This is a genomic window from Pseudomonas sp. SBT1-2 (genome assembly GCF_028640875.1).
In the GTDB taxonomy this organism is placed as follows: domain Bacteria; phylum Pseudomonadota; class Gammaproteobacteria; order Pseudomonadales; family Pseudomonadaceae; genus Aquipseudomonas; species Aquipseudomonas chlororaphis_I.
Map to the genome: position 1 here is coordinate 288,039 of NZ_JAQZAA010000082.1, position 15,521 is coordinate 303,559.

Here is a 15,521-nt window from a genome sequence, read left to right on the forward strand (position 1 = left end):
CGGGGCTTCATTCCGCTTAGACCGCACCCTGCCCCTCGGCCAGGAAGAACCAGGTTTCCAGTACGGAGTCCGGGTTCAGCGAGACGCTTTCGATGCCCTGCTCCATCAGCCACTTGGCCAGGTCCGGGTGGTCGGACGGGCCCTGGCCGCAAATACCGATGTATTTGCCGGCCTTGTTGCAAGCGGCGATGGCGTTGGCCAGCAGCTTCTTGACCGCCGGATTACGCTCGTCGAACAGGTGCGCGATGATGCCCGAGTCGCGGTCCAGGCCCAGGGTCAGCTGGGTCAGGTCGTTGGAACCGATGGAGAAACCGTCGAAGAACTCGAGGAACTCTTCGGCCAGGATCGCGTTGGAAGGCAGCTCGCACATCATGATCACGCGCAGGCCGTTTTCACCGCGCTTGAGACCGTTTTCGGCCAGCAGATCCACCACCTGGCTGGCTTCGCCCAGGGTACGGACGAACGGCACCATGATCTCGACGTTGGTCAGGCCCATGTCGTTGCGCACACGCTTGAGGGCGCGGCACTCGAGTTCGAAGCAGTCACGGAACGATTCGCTGATGTAACGCGAAGCACCGCGGAAGCCCAGCATCGGGTTTTCTTCTTCCGGCTCGTAGAGCTTGCCGCCGATCAGGTTGGCGTATTCGTTGGACTTGAAGTCCGACAGGCGCACGATGACCTTTTTCGGCCAGAACGCCGCGGCCAGGGTGCTGATGCCTTCGACCAGCTTGTCGACGTAGAAACCGACCGGTTCGTTGTAACCGGCGATGCGCTTGTCGACGCTTTCCTTGATTTCATGGGGCAGGCCGGCGTAGTTCAGCAGTGCCTTGGGGTGCACGCCGATCATGCGGTTGATGATGAACTCCAGGCGGGCCAGGCCGACACCGGCGTTCGGCAGTTGGGCGAAGTCGAAGGCGCGGTCCGGGTTGCCGACGTTCATCATGATCTTGAACGGCAGCTCCGGCATGGCATCGACGGAGTTTTTCTTCACGTCGAAACCCAACTCGCCTTCGAAGATGAAACCGGTGTCGCCTTCAGCACAGGACACGGTCACGCCCTGGCCGTCTTTCAACAGTTCGGTGGCATTGCCGCAACCGACAACCGCTGGAATACCCAGCTCGCGCGCGATGATCGCGGCGTGGCAGGTACGGCCGCCACGGTTGGTGACGATGGCGCTGGCGCGCTTCATCACCGGTTCCCAATCCGGGTCGGTCATGTCGGACACCAGCACGTCGCCGGCCTGGACCTTGTCCATCTCCGACACGTCCTTGATGATCCGCACCTTGCCGGCGCCGATGCGCTGGCCGATGGCGCGACCTTCCACCAGCACGGTGCCGGTTTCCTTCAACAGGTAACGTTCCATGACGTTGGCCTGGGTGCGGCTCTTCACGGTTTCCGGACGGGCCTGGACGATATACAGCTTGCCGTCGTCGCCGTCTTTGGCCCACTCGATGTCCATCGGGCACTTGTAGTGCTTCTCGATGATCATCGCCTGCTTGGCCAGCTCGCTGACTTCGGCATCGGTCAGGCAGAAACGCGCGCGATCGGCCTTGTCGACGTCGACGGTCTTGACCGAGCGACCGGCCTTGGCTTCGTCGCCGTAGATCATCTTGATCGCCTTGCTGCCCAGGTTGCGGCGCAGGATGGCCGGGCGACCGGCTTGCAGGGTGCCCTTGTGGACGTAGAACTCGTCCGGGTTCACCGCACCTTGAACGACGGTTTCACCCAGGCCGTAGGCGCCGGTGATGAACACCACGTCACGGAAGCCCGACTCGGTGTCGAGGGTGAACATCACGCCGGCGGTGCCGGTTTCCGAACGCACCATGCGCTGTACGCCGGCAGACAGGGCGACCAGCTTGTGGTCGAAGCCCTGGTGCACGCGGTAGGAAATGGCGCGGTCGTTGAACAGGGAGGCGAAGACTTCCTTGGCGGCGCGAATGACGTTCTCGACGCCACGGATATTAAGGAAGGTTTCCTGCTGGCCGGCGAAGGAAGCGTCTGGCAGGTCTTCGGCGGTGGCCGAGGAGCGCACGGCCACGGCCATGTCAGGGTTGCCCGCGGACAGCTTGGCGAACGCGGTGCGAATTTCGGTGTTCAGTTGCTCGGGGAACTCGGCTTCCATGATCCACTGACGGATCTGGGCGCCAGTCTTGGCCAGGGCATTCACGTCATCGACGTCCAGGGCGTCGAGCGCGGCGTGGATCTGGTCGTTAAGACCGCTCAATTCGAGAAAATCACGATAGGCCTGGGCCGTCGTGGCAAAGCCTCCAGGGACCGATACACCGGCGCCTGCAAGGTTACTGATCATCTCGCCCAGGGATGCGTTCTTGCCCCCCACATGCTCTACATCATGGACGCCGAGCTTATCGAGGGAAACTACGTACTCTACCAAGGTGATCTCTCCACTAACTGTGTTGGAAAAGCTCAGAAGCCGGCTGCTCGGGGAGCGCTTGCCAGCTGTATGGCCTGGACCTGGAAAATAAGTGAGAATGCGGGCCATTGGAGGCCGGCAAATCGCGCCTATCATATCCAAGATTCGTCACTAGCTTAAGGCCCAAGGTGCAAATGAAACGATCTGCTTTCTTCATCTCCGACGGTACCGGTATCACCGCTGAAACCCTCGGCCAGAGCCTCCTGGCGCAGTTCGAAAACATTACCTTCAGCAAAATCACGCGGCCGTATATCGACAGCGTAGATAAAGCGCGGGCCATGGTACAACAAATCAACATTGCCGCCGAAAAGGACGGATTTCGTCCGATTATCTTCGACACCATCGTCAATCAGGACATCCGTGAGATCCTCGCGACGTCCAATGGTTTCATGATCGACATCTTCTCGACCTTCCTCGCCCCCCTCGAACTGGAGTTGAGCGAGCACTCGTCGTACTCGGTCGGCAAGTCCCATTCCATTGGCGGCAACTCCAACTATATGGAGCGGATCGAGGCGGTGAACTTCGCCCTCGACAACGACGACGGCGCCCGTACCCACTACTACGACAAGGCCGACCTGATCCTGGTGGGCGTGTCGCGCTGCGGCAAGACCCCGACATGCCTGTACATGGCCATGCAGTTCGGGATCCGCGCCGCCAACTACCCGCTGACCGAAGACGACATGGAACGCCTGCAGTTGCCGACCGCCCTGCGCGCCCACCAGCACAAGCTGTTCGGCCTGACCATCGACCCCGACCGGCTCACCGCCATCCGCAACGAGCGCAAGCCCAACAGCCGTTATTCGAGCTATGCCCAGTGCGAGTTCGAAGTGCGCGAGGTGGAAAACCTGTTCCGCCGCGAGAACATTCCGCACATCAACTCCACGCATTTCTCGGTGGAAGAGATCTCGGCGAAGATCCTCGTGGAAAAAGGCGTCGAGCGGCGCTTCAAGTAGCGTTATCTGACCAATAGAAGGCTATCGCGAGCAAGCTCGCCCCTGCATGGCTTACAAGATCTTGTAGGAGCGAGCTTGTCGCGATCGGACCAACGGTCCGCCCGGCCTTCAGATCACCAACAGATCCACGAACCGGTGCACCGCCGTGGCTTCCAGCTGCGCCTGGTCCTTGCACAGGGCAAATATCTGCGCCGAACGCTGGGCCGTGAAGCGGGTGGCCAGGTTGGCCTTGAACTTGTCTTCCAGCAGCGGAATGCCTTCGGCGCGGCGCCGGCGATGGCCGATCGGGTATTCCACCACCACCTGCTCGGTGCTCGAGCCATCCTTGAAGAACACCTGTAGCGCATTGGCGATGGAGCGCTTGTCGGCCTCCAGGTACTCGCGGGTGTAGCGCGGTTCTTCGACTATCTGCATCTTCTCGCGCAACTGATCGATGATCGGGTGGGCGGCATGGAAGCCGTCTTCATAGTGCTCGGCCACCAGGTTGCCGAAGGCCAGCGGCACGGCGGTCATGTACTGGATGCAGTGGTCGCGGTCGGCGGCGTTGGCCAGCGGGCCGACCTTGGAAATGATGCGGATCGCCGATTCGTGGGTGGTGATGACAATCCTGTCGATCTCGTGCAGGCGATTGCGTACCAGCGGATGCAGGGTCACCGCCGCTTCACAGGCGGTCTGCGCATGGAACTCGGCCGGGAAGCTGATCTTGAACAGCACGTTTTCCATCACGTAACTGCCGTACTTCTGCGACAGGCTGAAACGGCGCTGGTCTTCGGGCTTGAGCGCCAGGTCCTTGTTGGTGTGGCTGAACAGCACGTCGTAGAAGCCCCACTGCGGCGCGCTCAGCACTCCCGGAATGCCCATCTCGCCGCGCAGGGCGATATCCGCCAGGCGCACACCACGACTCGTGGCGTCCCCCGCCGCCCAGGACTTGCGCGAACCGGCATTCGGCGCATGCCGATAAGTGCGCAGCGCCTGGCCATCGACAAAGGCATGGGACAGCGCCGCCAGCAGCTGTTCGCGGTTGGCGCCCATCAGTTTGGCGGTGACCGCGGTCGAGGCGACTTTCACCAGCAGCACATGGTCGAGGCCGACGCGGTTGAAGGAGTTCTCCAGGGCAATCACCCCCTGGATCTCATGGGCCATAATCATGGCCTCGAGCACCGCGCGCATGGTCAACGGCGCCTCGCCATTGGCCACACGCTTTTGCGACAAGTGATCGGCCACGGCGAGGATGCCGCCGAGGTTGTCGGAAGGATGACCCCACTCGGCGGCGAGCCAGGTGTCGTTGTAATCCAGCCAACGGACGATGCAGCCGATATCCCAGGCTGCCTTGACCGGGTCCAGGCGGAAACTGGTGCCCGGCACTCGCGCGCCAAACGGCACGACCGTGCCCTCGACCATGGGCCCCAGGTGCTTGGTGCATTCGGGAAAGCGCAGGGCCAGCAGGCCGCAGCCAAGGGTGTCCATCAGGCAGTTGCGGGCGGTATCCAGAGCCTCGTGGGACTCGATCCGGTAGTTCAGAACGTAATCGGCAATGTCCTGCAGGACCTGGTCGTAATCGGGACGTTCGTTCAGATCAACGTTGGCGCTCATGGGCAGTTCACTCCATCAAGGGTTAGGTGTGGGTTGCATCCTCAAGGTCAGGCTGATCGGGGTTATTTTTTATAACCCCCATTGTAGGAGCGAGCTTGCTCGCGATGACGGATGGACTGTCGACATCGCTGTCGAGCTTGGTATCGCTATCGCGAGCAAGCTCGCTCCTACAAGGGTGGTGTGTTTTTAGAAAGCGTCGCCGGGCACACGCACCCAGCCTTCCATCAGCACCCGTGCGCTGCGGCTCATGATGGCCTTGGTCACGCTCCATTCGCCGTTGTCCTGCACGGCTTCGGCGCCGACGCGCAAGGTCCCCGACGGGTGGCCGAAACGCACCGCACTGCGCTCCCCGCCGCCGGCCGCCAGGTTGACCAGGGTCCCAGGGATCGCCGCCGCCGTGCCGATGGCCACCGCAGCGGTGCCCATCATCGCGTGGTGCAGCTTGCCCATGGACAGCGCGCGCACCAGCAGATCGATATCGGCAGCCTTCACCGCCTTGCCGCTGGACGCCTGGTAGTCCGCCGGCGGGGCGACAAAGGCGACCTTGGGCGTGTGTTGGCGCTTGGCCGCTTCGTCCAGGTGCTGGATCAGCCCCATGCGCAGCGCGCCGTGGGCGCGGATGGTCTCGAACATCGCCAGCGCCTTGGGGTCGCCGTTGATATCGCCCTGCAGCTCGGTGCCGCTGTAGCCGATGTCGCGGGCATTGATGAAGATGGTCGGGATCCCGGCATTGATCATGGTGGCCTTGAACGTCCCGACGCCCGGCACCTCCAGATCATCCACCAGGTTGCCGGTGGGGAACATCGAACCACCGGCGCCCTCTTCCTCAGCCGCCGGATCCATGAACTCCAGCTGCACTTCGGCCGCCGGGAAGGTCACGCCATCCAGTTCGAAGTCGCCGGTTTCCTGCACCGCGCCGTTGGTCATCGGCACATGGGCGATGATGGTCTTGCCGATATTGGCCTGCCAGATGCGCACCACGGCCACGCCGTTCTGCGGGATGCGCTCGGCATCCACCAGGCCGCTGCTGATGGCGAAGGAACCGACCGCCGCCGACAGGTTGCCGCAGTTGCCGCTCCAGTCGACGAAAGGCTTGTCGATGGAGACCTGGCCGAACAGATAATCCACGTCGTGGCCGGGCTTGATGCTTTTCGACAGGATCACCGTCTTGCTGGTGCTGGACGTGGCGCCGCCCATGCCGTCGATCTGCTTGTCGTACGGGTCGGGGCTGCCGATCACCCGCAACAGCAACGCATCGCGGGCCGCCCCCGGCAGTTGCGCCGCCTCGGGCAGGTCTTGCAGGCTGAAGAACACGCCCTTGCTGGTGCCGCCACGCATGTAGGTGGCGGGAATCTTGATTTGCGCTACGAAAGCCATGGATTTCGGTCCTGATAAAGACCGAGGGCGGCGCCTTGCGGCCCGCCCTCGGTACGTCACTTAACTGGCGACAGCCGATTCGAGGAAGTCCTGGGCAAAGCGCTGCAACACGCCACCAGCTTCGTAGATCGACACCTCTTCAGCGGTGTCGAGACGGCAGGTCACCGGCACCTCGATGCGCTCGCCGTTCTTGCGTCGGATCACCAGGGTCAGGGTGGCGCGCGGCTTGCGCTCGCCCACCACATCGAAGGTTTCGGTGCCGTCGATGCCCAGGGTCTTGCGGTCGGTGCCCGGCTTGAACTCCAGCGGCAATACGCCCATGCCCACCAGGTTGGTGCGGTGGATGCGCTCGAAGCCTTCGGCGGCGATGGCCTCCACCCCGGCCAGGCGCACGCCCTTGGCCGCCCAGTCACGGGACGAACCCTGGCCGTAGTCGGCGCCGGCGATGATGATCAGCGGCTGCTTGCGCTGCATATAGGTTTCGATGGCTTCCCACATCCGGGTGACCTGGCCTTCCGGCTCGATCCGCGCCAGCGAACCCTGCTTGACCTTGCCGCCTTCCTGGACCATTTCGTTGAACAGTTTCGGGTTGGCGAAGGTCGCGCGTTGCGCAGTCAGATGGTCACCGCGGTGGGTCGCGTAAGAGTTGAAGTCCTCTTCCGGCAGGCCCATTTTCGCCAGGTACTCGCCGGCCGCGCTGTCGAGCATGATGGCATTGGACGGCGACAGGTGATCGGTGGTGATGTTGTCCGGCAACACCGCCAGCGGGCGCATGCCGGTCAGGCTGCGCGCCCCGGCCAGGGCGCCTTCCCAGTACGGCGGACGACGGATGTAGGTGCTCATTTCACGCCAGTCGTACAGCGGCTCGACCTTGGGCCCGGTGTCTTCGTGAATGGCGAACATCGGGATGTACACCTTGCGGAACTGCTCGGGTTTCACCGAAGCCTTGACCACCGCGTCGATCTCTTCGTCGCTCGGCCAGATGTCCTTGAGGCGGATTTCCTTGCCGTTGGCGTCCAGGCCCAGCACGTCCTTCTCGATGTCGAAGCGGATGGTCCCGGCAATCGCATAGGCCACTACCAGCGGCGGCGACGCGAGGAACGCCTGCTTGGCATAGGGGTGGATGCGCCCGTCGAAGTTGCGGTTGCCCGACAGCACCGCGGTGGCGTACAGGTCGCGGTCGATGATTTCTTTCTGAATCACCGGGTCCAGCGCACCGGACATGCCGTTGCAGGTGGTGCAGGCAAAGGCCACGACGCCAAAGCCCAATTGCTCCAGTTCGTGGGTCAGGCCGGCTTCGTCCAGGTACATGGCCACGGTCTTGGAACCCGGTGCCAGCGACGACTTGACCCAGGGTTTGCGGGTCAGGCCGAGCTTGTTGGCGTTGCGCGCCAGCAGGCCGGCGGCGATCACGTTGCGCGGGTTGCTGGTGTTGGTGCAACTGGTGATGGCCGCGATGATCACCGCGCCATCGGGCATTTGCCCCGGCACCTCTTCCCACTGGCCGGCGATGCCCTTGGCCGCCAGGTCGCTGGTCGCCACCCGGGCGTGGGGGTTGCTCGGGCCCGCCATGTTGCGCACCACCGAGGACAGGTCGAACTGCAAGCCGCGCTCGTACTGGGCGTCTTTCAGGCTGTCGGCCCACAGGCCGGCCTGTTTGGCATAGGTCTCGACCAGTTGCACTTGTTCGTCTTCACGACCGGTGAGCTTGAGGTAGTCGATGGTCTGCTGGTCGATGTAGAACATCGCCGCGGTGGCACCGTATTCCGGGGCCATGTTGGAGATGGTCGCGCGGTCGCCCAGGGTCAGCGCCGCGGCGCCTGCGCCGAAGAACTCAAGGTAGGCGCCCACCACCTTCTGCTTGCGCAGGAACTCGGTCAGCGCCAGCACCATGTCGGTGGCGGTGATGCCCGGTTGCAGCTTGCCGGTCAGCTCGACGCCGACGATTTCCGGCAGGCGCATCCAGGACGCCCGGCCGAGCATCACGCTTTCGGCTTCCAGGCCGCCGACGCCGATGGCGATCACGCCCAAGGCATCCACGTGTGGGGTATGGCTGTCGGTGCCGACGCAGGTATCGGGAAAGGCCACGCCATCGCGCGCCTGGATCACCGGCGACATTTTCTCCAGGTTGATCTGGTGCATGATGCCGTTGCCCGGCGGGATCACGTCGACGTTCTTGAAGGCTTTCTTGGTCCAGTTGATGAAGTGGAAACGGTCTTCGTTGCGCCGGTCTTCCACCGCGCGGTTCTTGGCGAACGCATCCGGGTCAAATCCGCCGCACTCCACCGCCAGCGAGTGGTCGACGATCAACTGGGTCGGCACCACCGGGTTGACCTGGGCCGGGTCGCCACCCTGGTCGGCGATGGCGTCGCGCAGGCCGGCCAGATCCACCAGGGCGGTCTGGCCGAGAATGTCGTGGCACACCACACGGGCCGGAAACCACGGGAAGTCGAGGTCGCGCTTGCGCTCGATCAGTTGCTTCAGGGAATCGGTCAGGGTCGCCGGATCGCAACGACGCACCAGGTTTTCCGCGAGCACGCGCGAGGTGTACGGCAGGCTGTCGTAGGCGCCGGGCTGGATCGCCTCGACGGCCGCGCGGGTGTCGAAGTAATCCAGTCGGGTACCGGGTAACGCTTTACGAAATTCAGTGTTCATCGTCAGGACTCGGTCACGGTGATTGCAAAAGGTGGTGCTGCTGAAACCGCTCCCTGTAGGAGCGAAGCTTGCTCGCGATAGCGGTGTAACGGCCAACATCGATGGTGAATGTCAGTCCGTCTTCGCGGGCAAGCCTCGCTCCTACGGGGCTCTGGTTTTTTAAGCAGCCACCATTCAGCGACGTTCGATTGGCACGAACTTGCGCTGTTCGACGCCGACGTACTCGGCGCTTGGACGAATGATGCGGTTGTTGGCGCGCTGTTCGAACACGTGGGCCGCCCAGCCAGTCAGGCGCGAGCAGACGAAGATCGGGGTGAACAGCTTGGTCGGGATGCCCATGAAGTGGTACGCCGAGGCATGGTAGAAGTCGGCGTTGGGGAACAGCTTCTTCTGCTCCCACATGGTCTTGTCGATGGCTTCGGAAACCGGGAACAACACCTTGTCGCCCACTTCGTCAGCGAGCTTTTTCGACCAGCCCTTGATCACCTCGTTGCGCGGGTCGTTGTCTTTGTAGATCGCATGGCCGAAGCCCATGATCTTGTCCTTGCGCTCGAGCATGCCGAGGGTGCCCTTGATCGCCTCTTCCGGCGAAGAAAAACGCTCGATCATCTCCATCGCCGCCTCATTGGCGCCGCCATGCAGCGGGCCGCGCAGCGAACCGATGGCCGCAGTAACGCAGGAGTACAGGTCGGACAGGGTCGAGGCACAGACCCGGGCGGTGAAGGTCGAGGCGTTGAATTCGTGCTCGGCGTAGAGGATCAGCGACACGTTCATCACCTTGACGTGCAGCTCGCTCGGTTTCTTGTCGTGCAGCAGGTGCAGGAAGTGGCTGCCGATGCACGGCTCGTCGGTCACGCAATCGATGCGCTTGCCGTCGTGGCTGAAGCGGTACCAGTAGCACATGATCGCCGGGAACGCGGCCAGCAGGCGGTCGGTGACGTCACGCTGTTGGGAGAAGTCCTGTTCCGGCTCGATATTGCCGAGGAACGAACAGCCGGTGCGCATCACATCCATCGGATGGGCGTCGGCCGGAATGCGTTCCAGCACTTCTTTCAGCGCCTGCGGCAGGTCGCGCAGCTTGCTCAGCTTCTGGGCGTAGGCGTCCAGTTGCGCCTGGGTCGGCAGCTCGCCGTACAGCAGCAGGTAGGCCACTTCCTCGAACTGCGCGTCGGCCGCCAGTTCGCGGACGTCGTAACCCCGGTAGGTCAGCCCGGCACCGGCCTGGCCTACGGTCGACAAGGCAGTCTGTCCGGCCACCTGGCCACGCAGGCCAGCGCCACTCAATACTTTTGCTTCGGCCATTGCTCTCTCCAATCTTGAATTTGTTAGGGAATCGGCAACTTCATGGGTCGGGGCTCACCCCGACACCGCAGGAACGAAGCGGCTCGCGATGCCGATCGGCACACCCCGGTGTATCAGGGGCTGCGCGTTGTCGTTAACGTCCATCGCGGGCAAGCCTCGCTCCTACAAAGGTTGGTTCAGCTTTTCTTCTGGGCGAACAGCGCATCGAGCTTCTGCTCGAAGGTGTGGTAGTCGATGCGGTCGTACAGCTCCATGCGGGTCTGCATGGTGTCGATCACGTTCTGCTGGGTACCGTCGCGACGGATCGCGGTGTAGACGTTTTCCGCCGCCTTGTTCATGGCACGGAACGCCGACAGCGGGTACAGCACCAGGGAAACATCCACGGATTTCAGTTGTTCGGTGGTGTACAGCGGCGTGGCGCCGAACTCGGTGATGTTGGCCAGGATCGGCGCTTTCACCCGGCTGGCGAAGATCTTGTACATCTCCAGCTCAGTGATGGCTTCCGGGAACACCATGTCGGCGCCGGCCTCGATGCAGGCGGCGGCGCGATCCAGGGCCGACTCCAGCCCCTCCACCGCCAGGGCGTCGGTACGGGCCATGATCACGAAGCTGTCGTCGGTGCGGGCATCCACCGCGGCCTTGATACGGTCGACCATTTCCTGCGGGGAGACGATCTCTTTGTTCGGACGATGGCCGCAGCGCTTGGCGCCGACCTGGTCCTCGATGTGAATCGCCGCCGCGCCGAACTTGATCATCGACTTGACGGTGCGCGCCACGTTGAACGCCGACGAACCGAAACCGGTGTCCACGTCCACCAGCAGCGGCAGGTCGCAGACGTCGGTGATGCGGCGCACGTCGGTCAGCACGTCGTCGAGCCCGGTGATGCCCAGGTCCGGCACGCCGAGGGAGCCGGCCGCCACCCCGCCACCGGACAGGTAGATCGCCTTGAACCCGGCGCGCTTGGCCAGCAGCGCATGGTTGGCATTGATGGCGCCGACCACCTGCAACGGTCGTTCGCTGGCGACCGCATCGCGAAAGCGCTGGCCTGGAGTGCTCTTGTTATTGGAACTCATGACTCACCTCGTGGAGTGGCTGTCTGCTTGGCGCCGTCCTGGTAATGACGGGCAATGTTGCGTTTGGAAGCGCCGATGTGACGGCGCATCAACAACTCGGCCAGTTCGCCGTCGCGATCGGCGATGGCATCGAGAATCCGGTGGTGCTCGGCGAACGCCTGGTGCGGGCGGTTGGGTGTGGCGGAAAACTGGATGCGGTACATGCGCACCAGTTGGTACAGCTCGCCGCAGAGCATCTGCGTGAGGGTGCGGTTGCCCGCGCCCTGGATGATCCGGTAGTGGAAGTCGAAATCGCCTTCCTGCTGGTAGTAGCCGACCCCGGCCTGGAACGCCGCGTCGCGCTCGTGGGTATCGAGGACCCGGCGCAGCTCGTCGATTTCCTCGTTGGTCATGCGCTCGGCGGCCAGGCGGCAGGCCATGCCTTCCAGGGACTCGCGGATTTCGTAGAGTTCGATCAGCTCGGCATGGCTCAGGGACACCACCCGCGCCCCGACATGGGGCACCCGCACCAGCAGACGCTGGCCTTCCAGGCGGTGGATCGCCTCGCGCAGCGGGCCGCGGCTGATGCCATAGGTGCGCGCCAGTTCCGGCTCGGAAATCTTGCTGCCCGGGGCGATCTCACCCTTGACGATGGCCGCCTGAATGCGCCTGAAGACGTTTTCGGACAAGGTTTCCGAATCGTCCTGCGTCACGGCGGGGGGATCGAGCTGATCCAGCATATTGTCGACACCTTGAAAATCAATGCGACAAAAACTAGCCAATACAAGCCAACCAGTCAAAGGAAAAATAGATATTGTCGACAATCGTCTAATAACCCTTTGCACCAAACCGGCACAAAAGCCCCCGCCCCGCCGCTGGCGCCATAAAACCAGCATGCTAGAATGCCGCCCGCATTTGCCTGTCACATTAATAAGGCAGCACACGAGGGAGCTTGCGCAGCAATGCCAGTCGCCTTGAACTGAAGAACCCATGCAACGCACCAGGATCTATGAGACTCAAGGCCTTCTCCATACTGTTCTGCCTGCTCGGCCTGCCGGGCCTGAGTGCCGCCGCCGGCAAGACCGTTTACGGTCTGAATGAATACGCCAGACTGTCCGGGATCGACCTGGAAGTCGCCGCCAAGCTCGACACCGGCGCCAAGACCGCCTCCCTCAGCGCCCGCGATATCAAGCGTTTCAAGCGCAATGGCGAGTCCTGGGTACGCTTCTATCTGGCCATCGACGCCGCCCATTCCCACCCCATCGAACGTCCGCTGGCCCGCGTCAGCAAGATCAAGCGCCGCGCCGGCGACTACGACCCCGATGAGGAAAACAACAAGAAGTACACCGCGCGCCCGGTCATCGAGCTGGATATCTGCATGGGCACAGCCCTGCGCAGCATAGAAGTGAACTTGACCGACCGCAGTGCATTCCAATACCCGCTCTTGATCGGCTCCGAAGCGCTCAAGCGCTTCGATGCACTGGTCGACCCCAGTCTTAAATACGCTGCTGGCAAACCTGCCTGCGCCACCGACGCTCATACCGCAGAGTAATTCCAATGCGCTCTCTTACCCTCCATCTGAAAATCCTGATCGCCATCCTGGTGGTGCTGGGCATCTCGATCACGGCCTATCAGATTTTCGTGCTCGGCATCCCGGTGACCGAAGACGCCACCGACGACCTGTGGAACATCGACGCCAAGGTCGAATTCGTCGCCAACGCCAAGGACCCGATCAAGATCCAGATGTTCGTGCCGCCCCTGAGCCGCGACTACGTCAGCCTGAACGAGAGCTTCATTTCCAATAACTACGGGGTGGCGGTGAACCGCGTCGACGGCAACCGCAAGGTCACCTGGTCGGCACGCCGCGCCAAGGGCAACCAGACCCTCTACTACCGCCTGGTCCTGACCAAGCGCTACACCGCGGAAAAAGCCAAGATCAAGGGCCCGACCTTCCGCGACAGCATCGCCGTCGAAGGCCCGGAAAAGATCGCCGCCGAAGCCCTGCTCGCGCCGATCCGCCAGCACTCGGCCGACGTCGAGACCTTCATCAGCGAAGCCATCAAGCGGGTCAACAACAGCAGCGACGACAACGCCAAGATGCTCCTGGCGGGTGATCCGTCGCCGGCGAACAAGGCCAAGATCGTCGACCTGCTGCTGTCCATCGCCCACGTGCCGATGGAAAAGGTCCACACCATCCGCCTGGTGGCCGACCAGCCGCAGGCTCCGGAACTGTGGCTGCGCAGCTTCAACGGTACCGACTGGCTGTACTTCAACCCGGAAACCGGCGAACAGGGCCTGCCCAGCGACCGCCTGTTGTGGTGGATCGGTGACGACAGCCTGATCACCGTCGATGGCGGCAAGAAAGCCACCGTCACCTTCAGCCTGAACAACAGCGAAATGAACGCCATTCGCCTGGCCAAGCTGACCGACGAGAACACCGACGCCAACTTCCTCGAATACTCGCTGTACGGCCTGCCGCTGCAGACCCAGCAGACCTTCATGATCATGGTGATGATCCCGATCGGCGTGCTGGTGATCCTGGTGCTGCGCAACCTGATCGGCCTGCAGACCCTGGGTACCTTCACCCCGGTGCTGATCGCCCTGGCCTTCCGCGAAACCCAGCTGGGCTTCGGCATCGTGCTGTTCACCGTAATCACCGCGCTCGGGCTGTCGCTCAGGTCCTACCTGGAACACCTGAAGCTGCAGATGCTGCCGCGGCTGTCGGTGGTGCTGACCTTCGTCGTGGTGCTGATCGCCGCCATCAGCCTGTTCAGCCACAAGCTCGGCCTGGAACGCGGCCTGTCGGTCGCCCTGTTCCCGATGGTGATCCTGACCATGACCATCGAACGCCTGTCGATCACCTGGGAAGAACGTGGCGCCGGCCACGCGATGAAAGTCGCCATCGGCACGCTGTTCGCCGCCTCCCTGGCCCACCTGATCATGAGCGTGCCGGAGCTGATCTACTTCGTCTTCACCTTCCCGGCGATGCTGCTGATCCTGGTGGGCTTCATGCTGGCGATGGGTCGCTACCGCGGCTACCGCCTGACCGAGCTGATCCGTTTCAAAGCCTTCGTCAAGGCTGATTCGTAATGTTCGGCCTGTGGAAGACCTGGAAGGCCCTGGAAGCCCGGGGCATCATGGGGATCAATCGGCGTAACGCGGACTACGTGCTCAAGTACAACAAGCGCAGCCTGTACCCGATCGTCGACGACAAGATCATCACCAAGGAACGCGCGATCAAGGCCGGCATCCATGTGCCGGAACTGTATGGCGTGATCTCCACCGAGAAGGAAATCGACAAGCTCGGCGAGATCATCGGCGGGCGCAACGACTTCGTGATCAAGCCGGCGCAAGGCGCCGGCGGCGACGGCATCATCGTGATCGCCGACCGTTTCGAGGGTCGCTACCGCACGGTGTCGGGCAAGATCATCAGTCATGAAGAAATCGAGCACCACATCTCCAGCATCCTCACCGGCCTCTATTCCCTGGGCGGCCACCGTGACCGGGCGCTGATCGAATACCGGGTGACCCCGGACCAGATCTTCAAGAGCATCAGCTACGAAGGCGTGCCGGACATCCGCATCATCGTGCTCATGGGCTACCCGGTGATGGCCATGCTGCGCCTGCCGACCCGCCAGTCCGGCGGCAAGGCCAACCTGCACCAGGGCGCCATCGGCGTCGGTGTCGACCTGGCTACCGGCCTGACCCTGCGCGGTACCTGGCTGAACAACATCATCGCCAAGCACCCGGACACCACCAACGCGGTGGACGGCGTGCAGCTGCCCTACTGGGACGGCTTCATGAAGCTGGCGGCCGGCTGCTACGAGCTGTGCGGCCTGGGCTACATCGGGGTCGACATGGTGCTGGACCAGGAAAAGGGCCCGCTGATCCTCGAGCTCAACGCCCGCCCCGGCCTGAACATCCAGATCGCCAACGACTGCGGCCTGACCCAGCGCACCCACGCGGTCGAAGCGCACCTGGCAGAGCTGAAAGCCCGCGGCATCAGCGAAACCGTCGAGCAGCGCGTGCAGTTTGCCCAGGATCTGTTCGGCCATATCCCGGCGGTGGAAGGCTGATCCACGGCATTGACCTGTAGCCGCTGCCGCAGGCTGCGATCGGCCGGCACGGCCGTGGCGTCCTTATGGACGCTGGAAGACC

11 protein-coding genes are annotated in these 15,521 nt (G+C 62.9%); 4 read left to right on the top strand and 7 right to left on the bottom strand.

Going from position 1 to position 15,521, the window contains the following annotated elements:
• Positions 1-16: 16 nt before the first annotated feature.
• Positions 17-2,392, bottom strand: a complete 2,376-nt coding sequence (gene ppsA, locus PVZ78_RS16580; protein WP_009047902.1) for a phosphoenolpyruvate synthase — start codon at positions 2,390-2,392, stop codon at positions 17-19.
• 173 nt (positions 2,393-2,565) lie between these two features.
• On the opposite strand from ppsA, the gene ppsR reads away from it, so the two are divergent.
• A complete protein-coding gene (gene ppsR, locus PVZ78_RS16585; protein WP_007927505.1) occupies positions 2,566-3,384 on the top strand; it encodes a posphoenolpyruvate synthetase regulatory kinase/phosphorylase PpsR in 819 nt (272 codons plus the stop codon).
• 108 nt (positions 3,385-3,492) lie between these two features.
• Here ppsR and prpD read toward each other — a convergent pair whose 3' ends face one another.
• The 6 genes from prpD to PVZ78_RS16615 all read right to left on the bottom strand — a co-directional run bounded on the left by prpD (position 3,493) and on the right by PVZ78_RS16615 (position 12,103).
• Positions 3,493-4,977, bottom strand: a complete 1,485-nt coding sequence (gene prpD, locus PVZ78_RS16590) for a 2-methylcitrate dehydratase (protein ID WP_101282039.1) — start codon at positions 4,975-4,977, stop codon at positions 3,493-3,495.
• A 186-nt stretch (positions 4,978-5,163) separates the two neighbouring features.
• Positions 5,164-6,354: a 2-methylaconitate cis-trans isomerase PrpF gene (prpF, locus tag PVZ78_RS16595; protein ID WP_009047899.1), complete on the bottom strand. Its 1,191-nt coding sequence runs from the start codon at positions 6,352-6,354 to the stop codon at positions 5,164-5,166.
• A gap of 60 nt (positions 6,355-6,414) precedes the next feature.
• Entirely contained in the window at positions 6,415-9,009 is a 2,595-nt protein-coding gene (gene acnD, locus PVZ78_RS16600; RefSeq protein WP_041989097.1) for a Fe/S-dependent 2-methylisocitrate dehydratase AcnD, read from the bottom strand.
• A gap of 174 nt (positions 9,010-9,183) precedes the next feature.
• Positions 9,184-10,311 (bottom strand): bifunctional 2-methylcitrate synthase/citrate synthase, encoded by a 1,128-nt coding sequence (prpC, locus tag PVZ78_RS16605; RefSeq protein WP_102677654.1) that lies wholly within the window; start codon positions 10,309-10,311, stop codon positions 9,184-9,186.
• Positions 10,312-10,487: 176 nt separating this feature from the next.
• Positions 10,488-11,384 (bottom strand): methylisocitrate lyase, encoded by an 897-nt coding sequence (gene prpB, locus PVZ78_RS16610; protein WP_273828963.1) that lies wholly within the window; start codon positions 11,382-11,384, stop codon positions 10,488-10,490.
• Positions 11,381-12,103, bottom strand: coding sequence for a GntR family transcriptional regulator (locus PVZ78_RS16615; protein ID WP_009047896.1), 723 nt, complete (start codon positions 12,101-12,103; stop codon positions 11,381-11,383). The genes prpB and PVZ78_RS16615 overlap by 4 nt, the downstream gene beginning before the upstream one ends.
• 269 nt (positions 12,104-12,372) lie before the next feature.
• On the opposite strand from PVZ78_RS16615, the gene rloA reads away from it, so the two are divergent.
• Genes rloA through PVZ78_RS16630 form a run of 3 tightly spaced genes read left to right on the top strand, consistent with a single transcriptional unit; the run spans position 12,373 to position 15,439 of the window.
• On the top strand, positions 12,373-12,915 hold the full coding sequence (rloA, locus tag PVZ78_RS16620; RefSeq protein ID WP_009047895.1) for a retropepsin-like aspartic peptidase RloA: 543 nt from the start codon (positions 12,373-12,375) through the stop codon (positions 12,913-12,915).
• 5 nt (positions 12,916-12,920) lie between these two features.
• Positions 12,921-14,453 (top strand): osmotic stress tolerance membrane protein RloB, encoded by a 1,533-nt coding sequence (gene rloB / locus PVZ78_RS16625; RefSeq protein ID WP_009047894.1) that lies wholly within the window; start codon positions 12,921-12,923, stop codon positions 14,451-14,453.
• Entirely contained in the window at positions 14,453-15,439 is a 987-nt protein-coding gene (locus PVZ78_RS16630) for an alpha-L-glutamate ligase-like protein (RefSeq protein ID WP_009047893.1), read from the top strand. Before rloB ends, PVZ78_RS16630 begins: the two co-directional genes overlap by 1 nt.
• Positions 15,440-15,521: the final 82 nt, after the last annotated feature.

Bases quoted from the DNA above. Each gene is read 5' to 3' on its own strand.
- ppsR (WP_007927505.1), top strand. From the start codon at position 2,566: ATGAAACGATCTGCTTTCTTCATCTCCGACGGTACCGGTATCACCGCT.
- prpD (WP_101282039.1), bottom strand. From the start codon at position 4,977: ATGAGCGCCAACGTTGATCTGAACGAACGTCCCGATTACGACCAGGTC.
- prpF (WP_009047899.1), bottom strand. From the start codon at position 6,354: ATGGCTTTCGTAGCGCAAATCAAGATTCCCGCCACCTACATGCGTGGC.
- acnD (WP_041989097.1), bottom strand. From the start codon at position 9,009: ATGAACACTGAATTTCGTAAAGCGTTACCCGGTACCCGACTGGATTAC.
- prpC (WP_102677654.1), bottom strand. From the start codon at position 10,311: ATGGCCGAAGCAAAAGTATTGAGTGGCGCTGGCCTGCGTGGCCAGGTG.
- prpB (WP_273828963.1), bottom strand. From the start codon at position 11,384: ATGAGTTCCAATAACAAGAGCACTCCAGGCCAGCGCTTTCGCGATGCG.
- PVZ78_RS16615 (WP_009047896.1), bottom strand. From the start codon at position 12,103: ATGCTGGATCAGCTCGATCCCCCCGCCGTGACGCAGGACGATTCGGAA.
- rloA (WP_009047895.1), top strand. From the start codon at position 12,373: ATGAGACTCAAGGCCTTCTCCATACTGTTCTGCCTGCTCGGCCTGCCG.
- rloB (WP_009047894.1), top strand. From the start codon at position 12,921: ATGCGCTCTCTTACCCTCCATCTGAAAATCCTGATCGCCATCCTGGTG.
- PVZ78_RS16630 (WP_009047893.1), top strand. From the start codon at position 14,453: ATGTTCGGCCTGTGGAAGACCTGGAAGGCCCTGGAAGCCCGGGGCATC.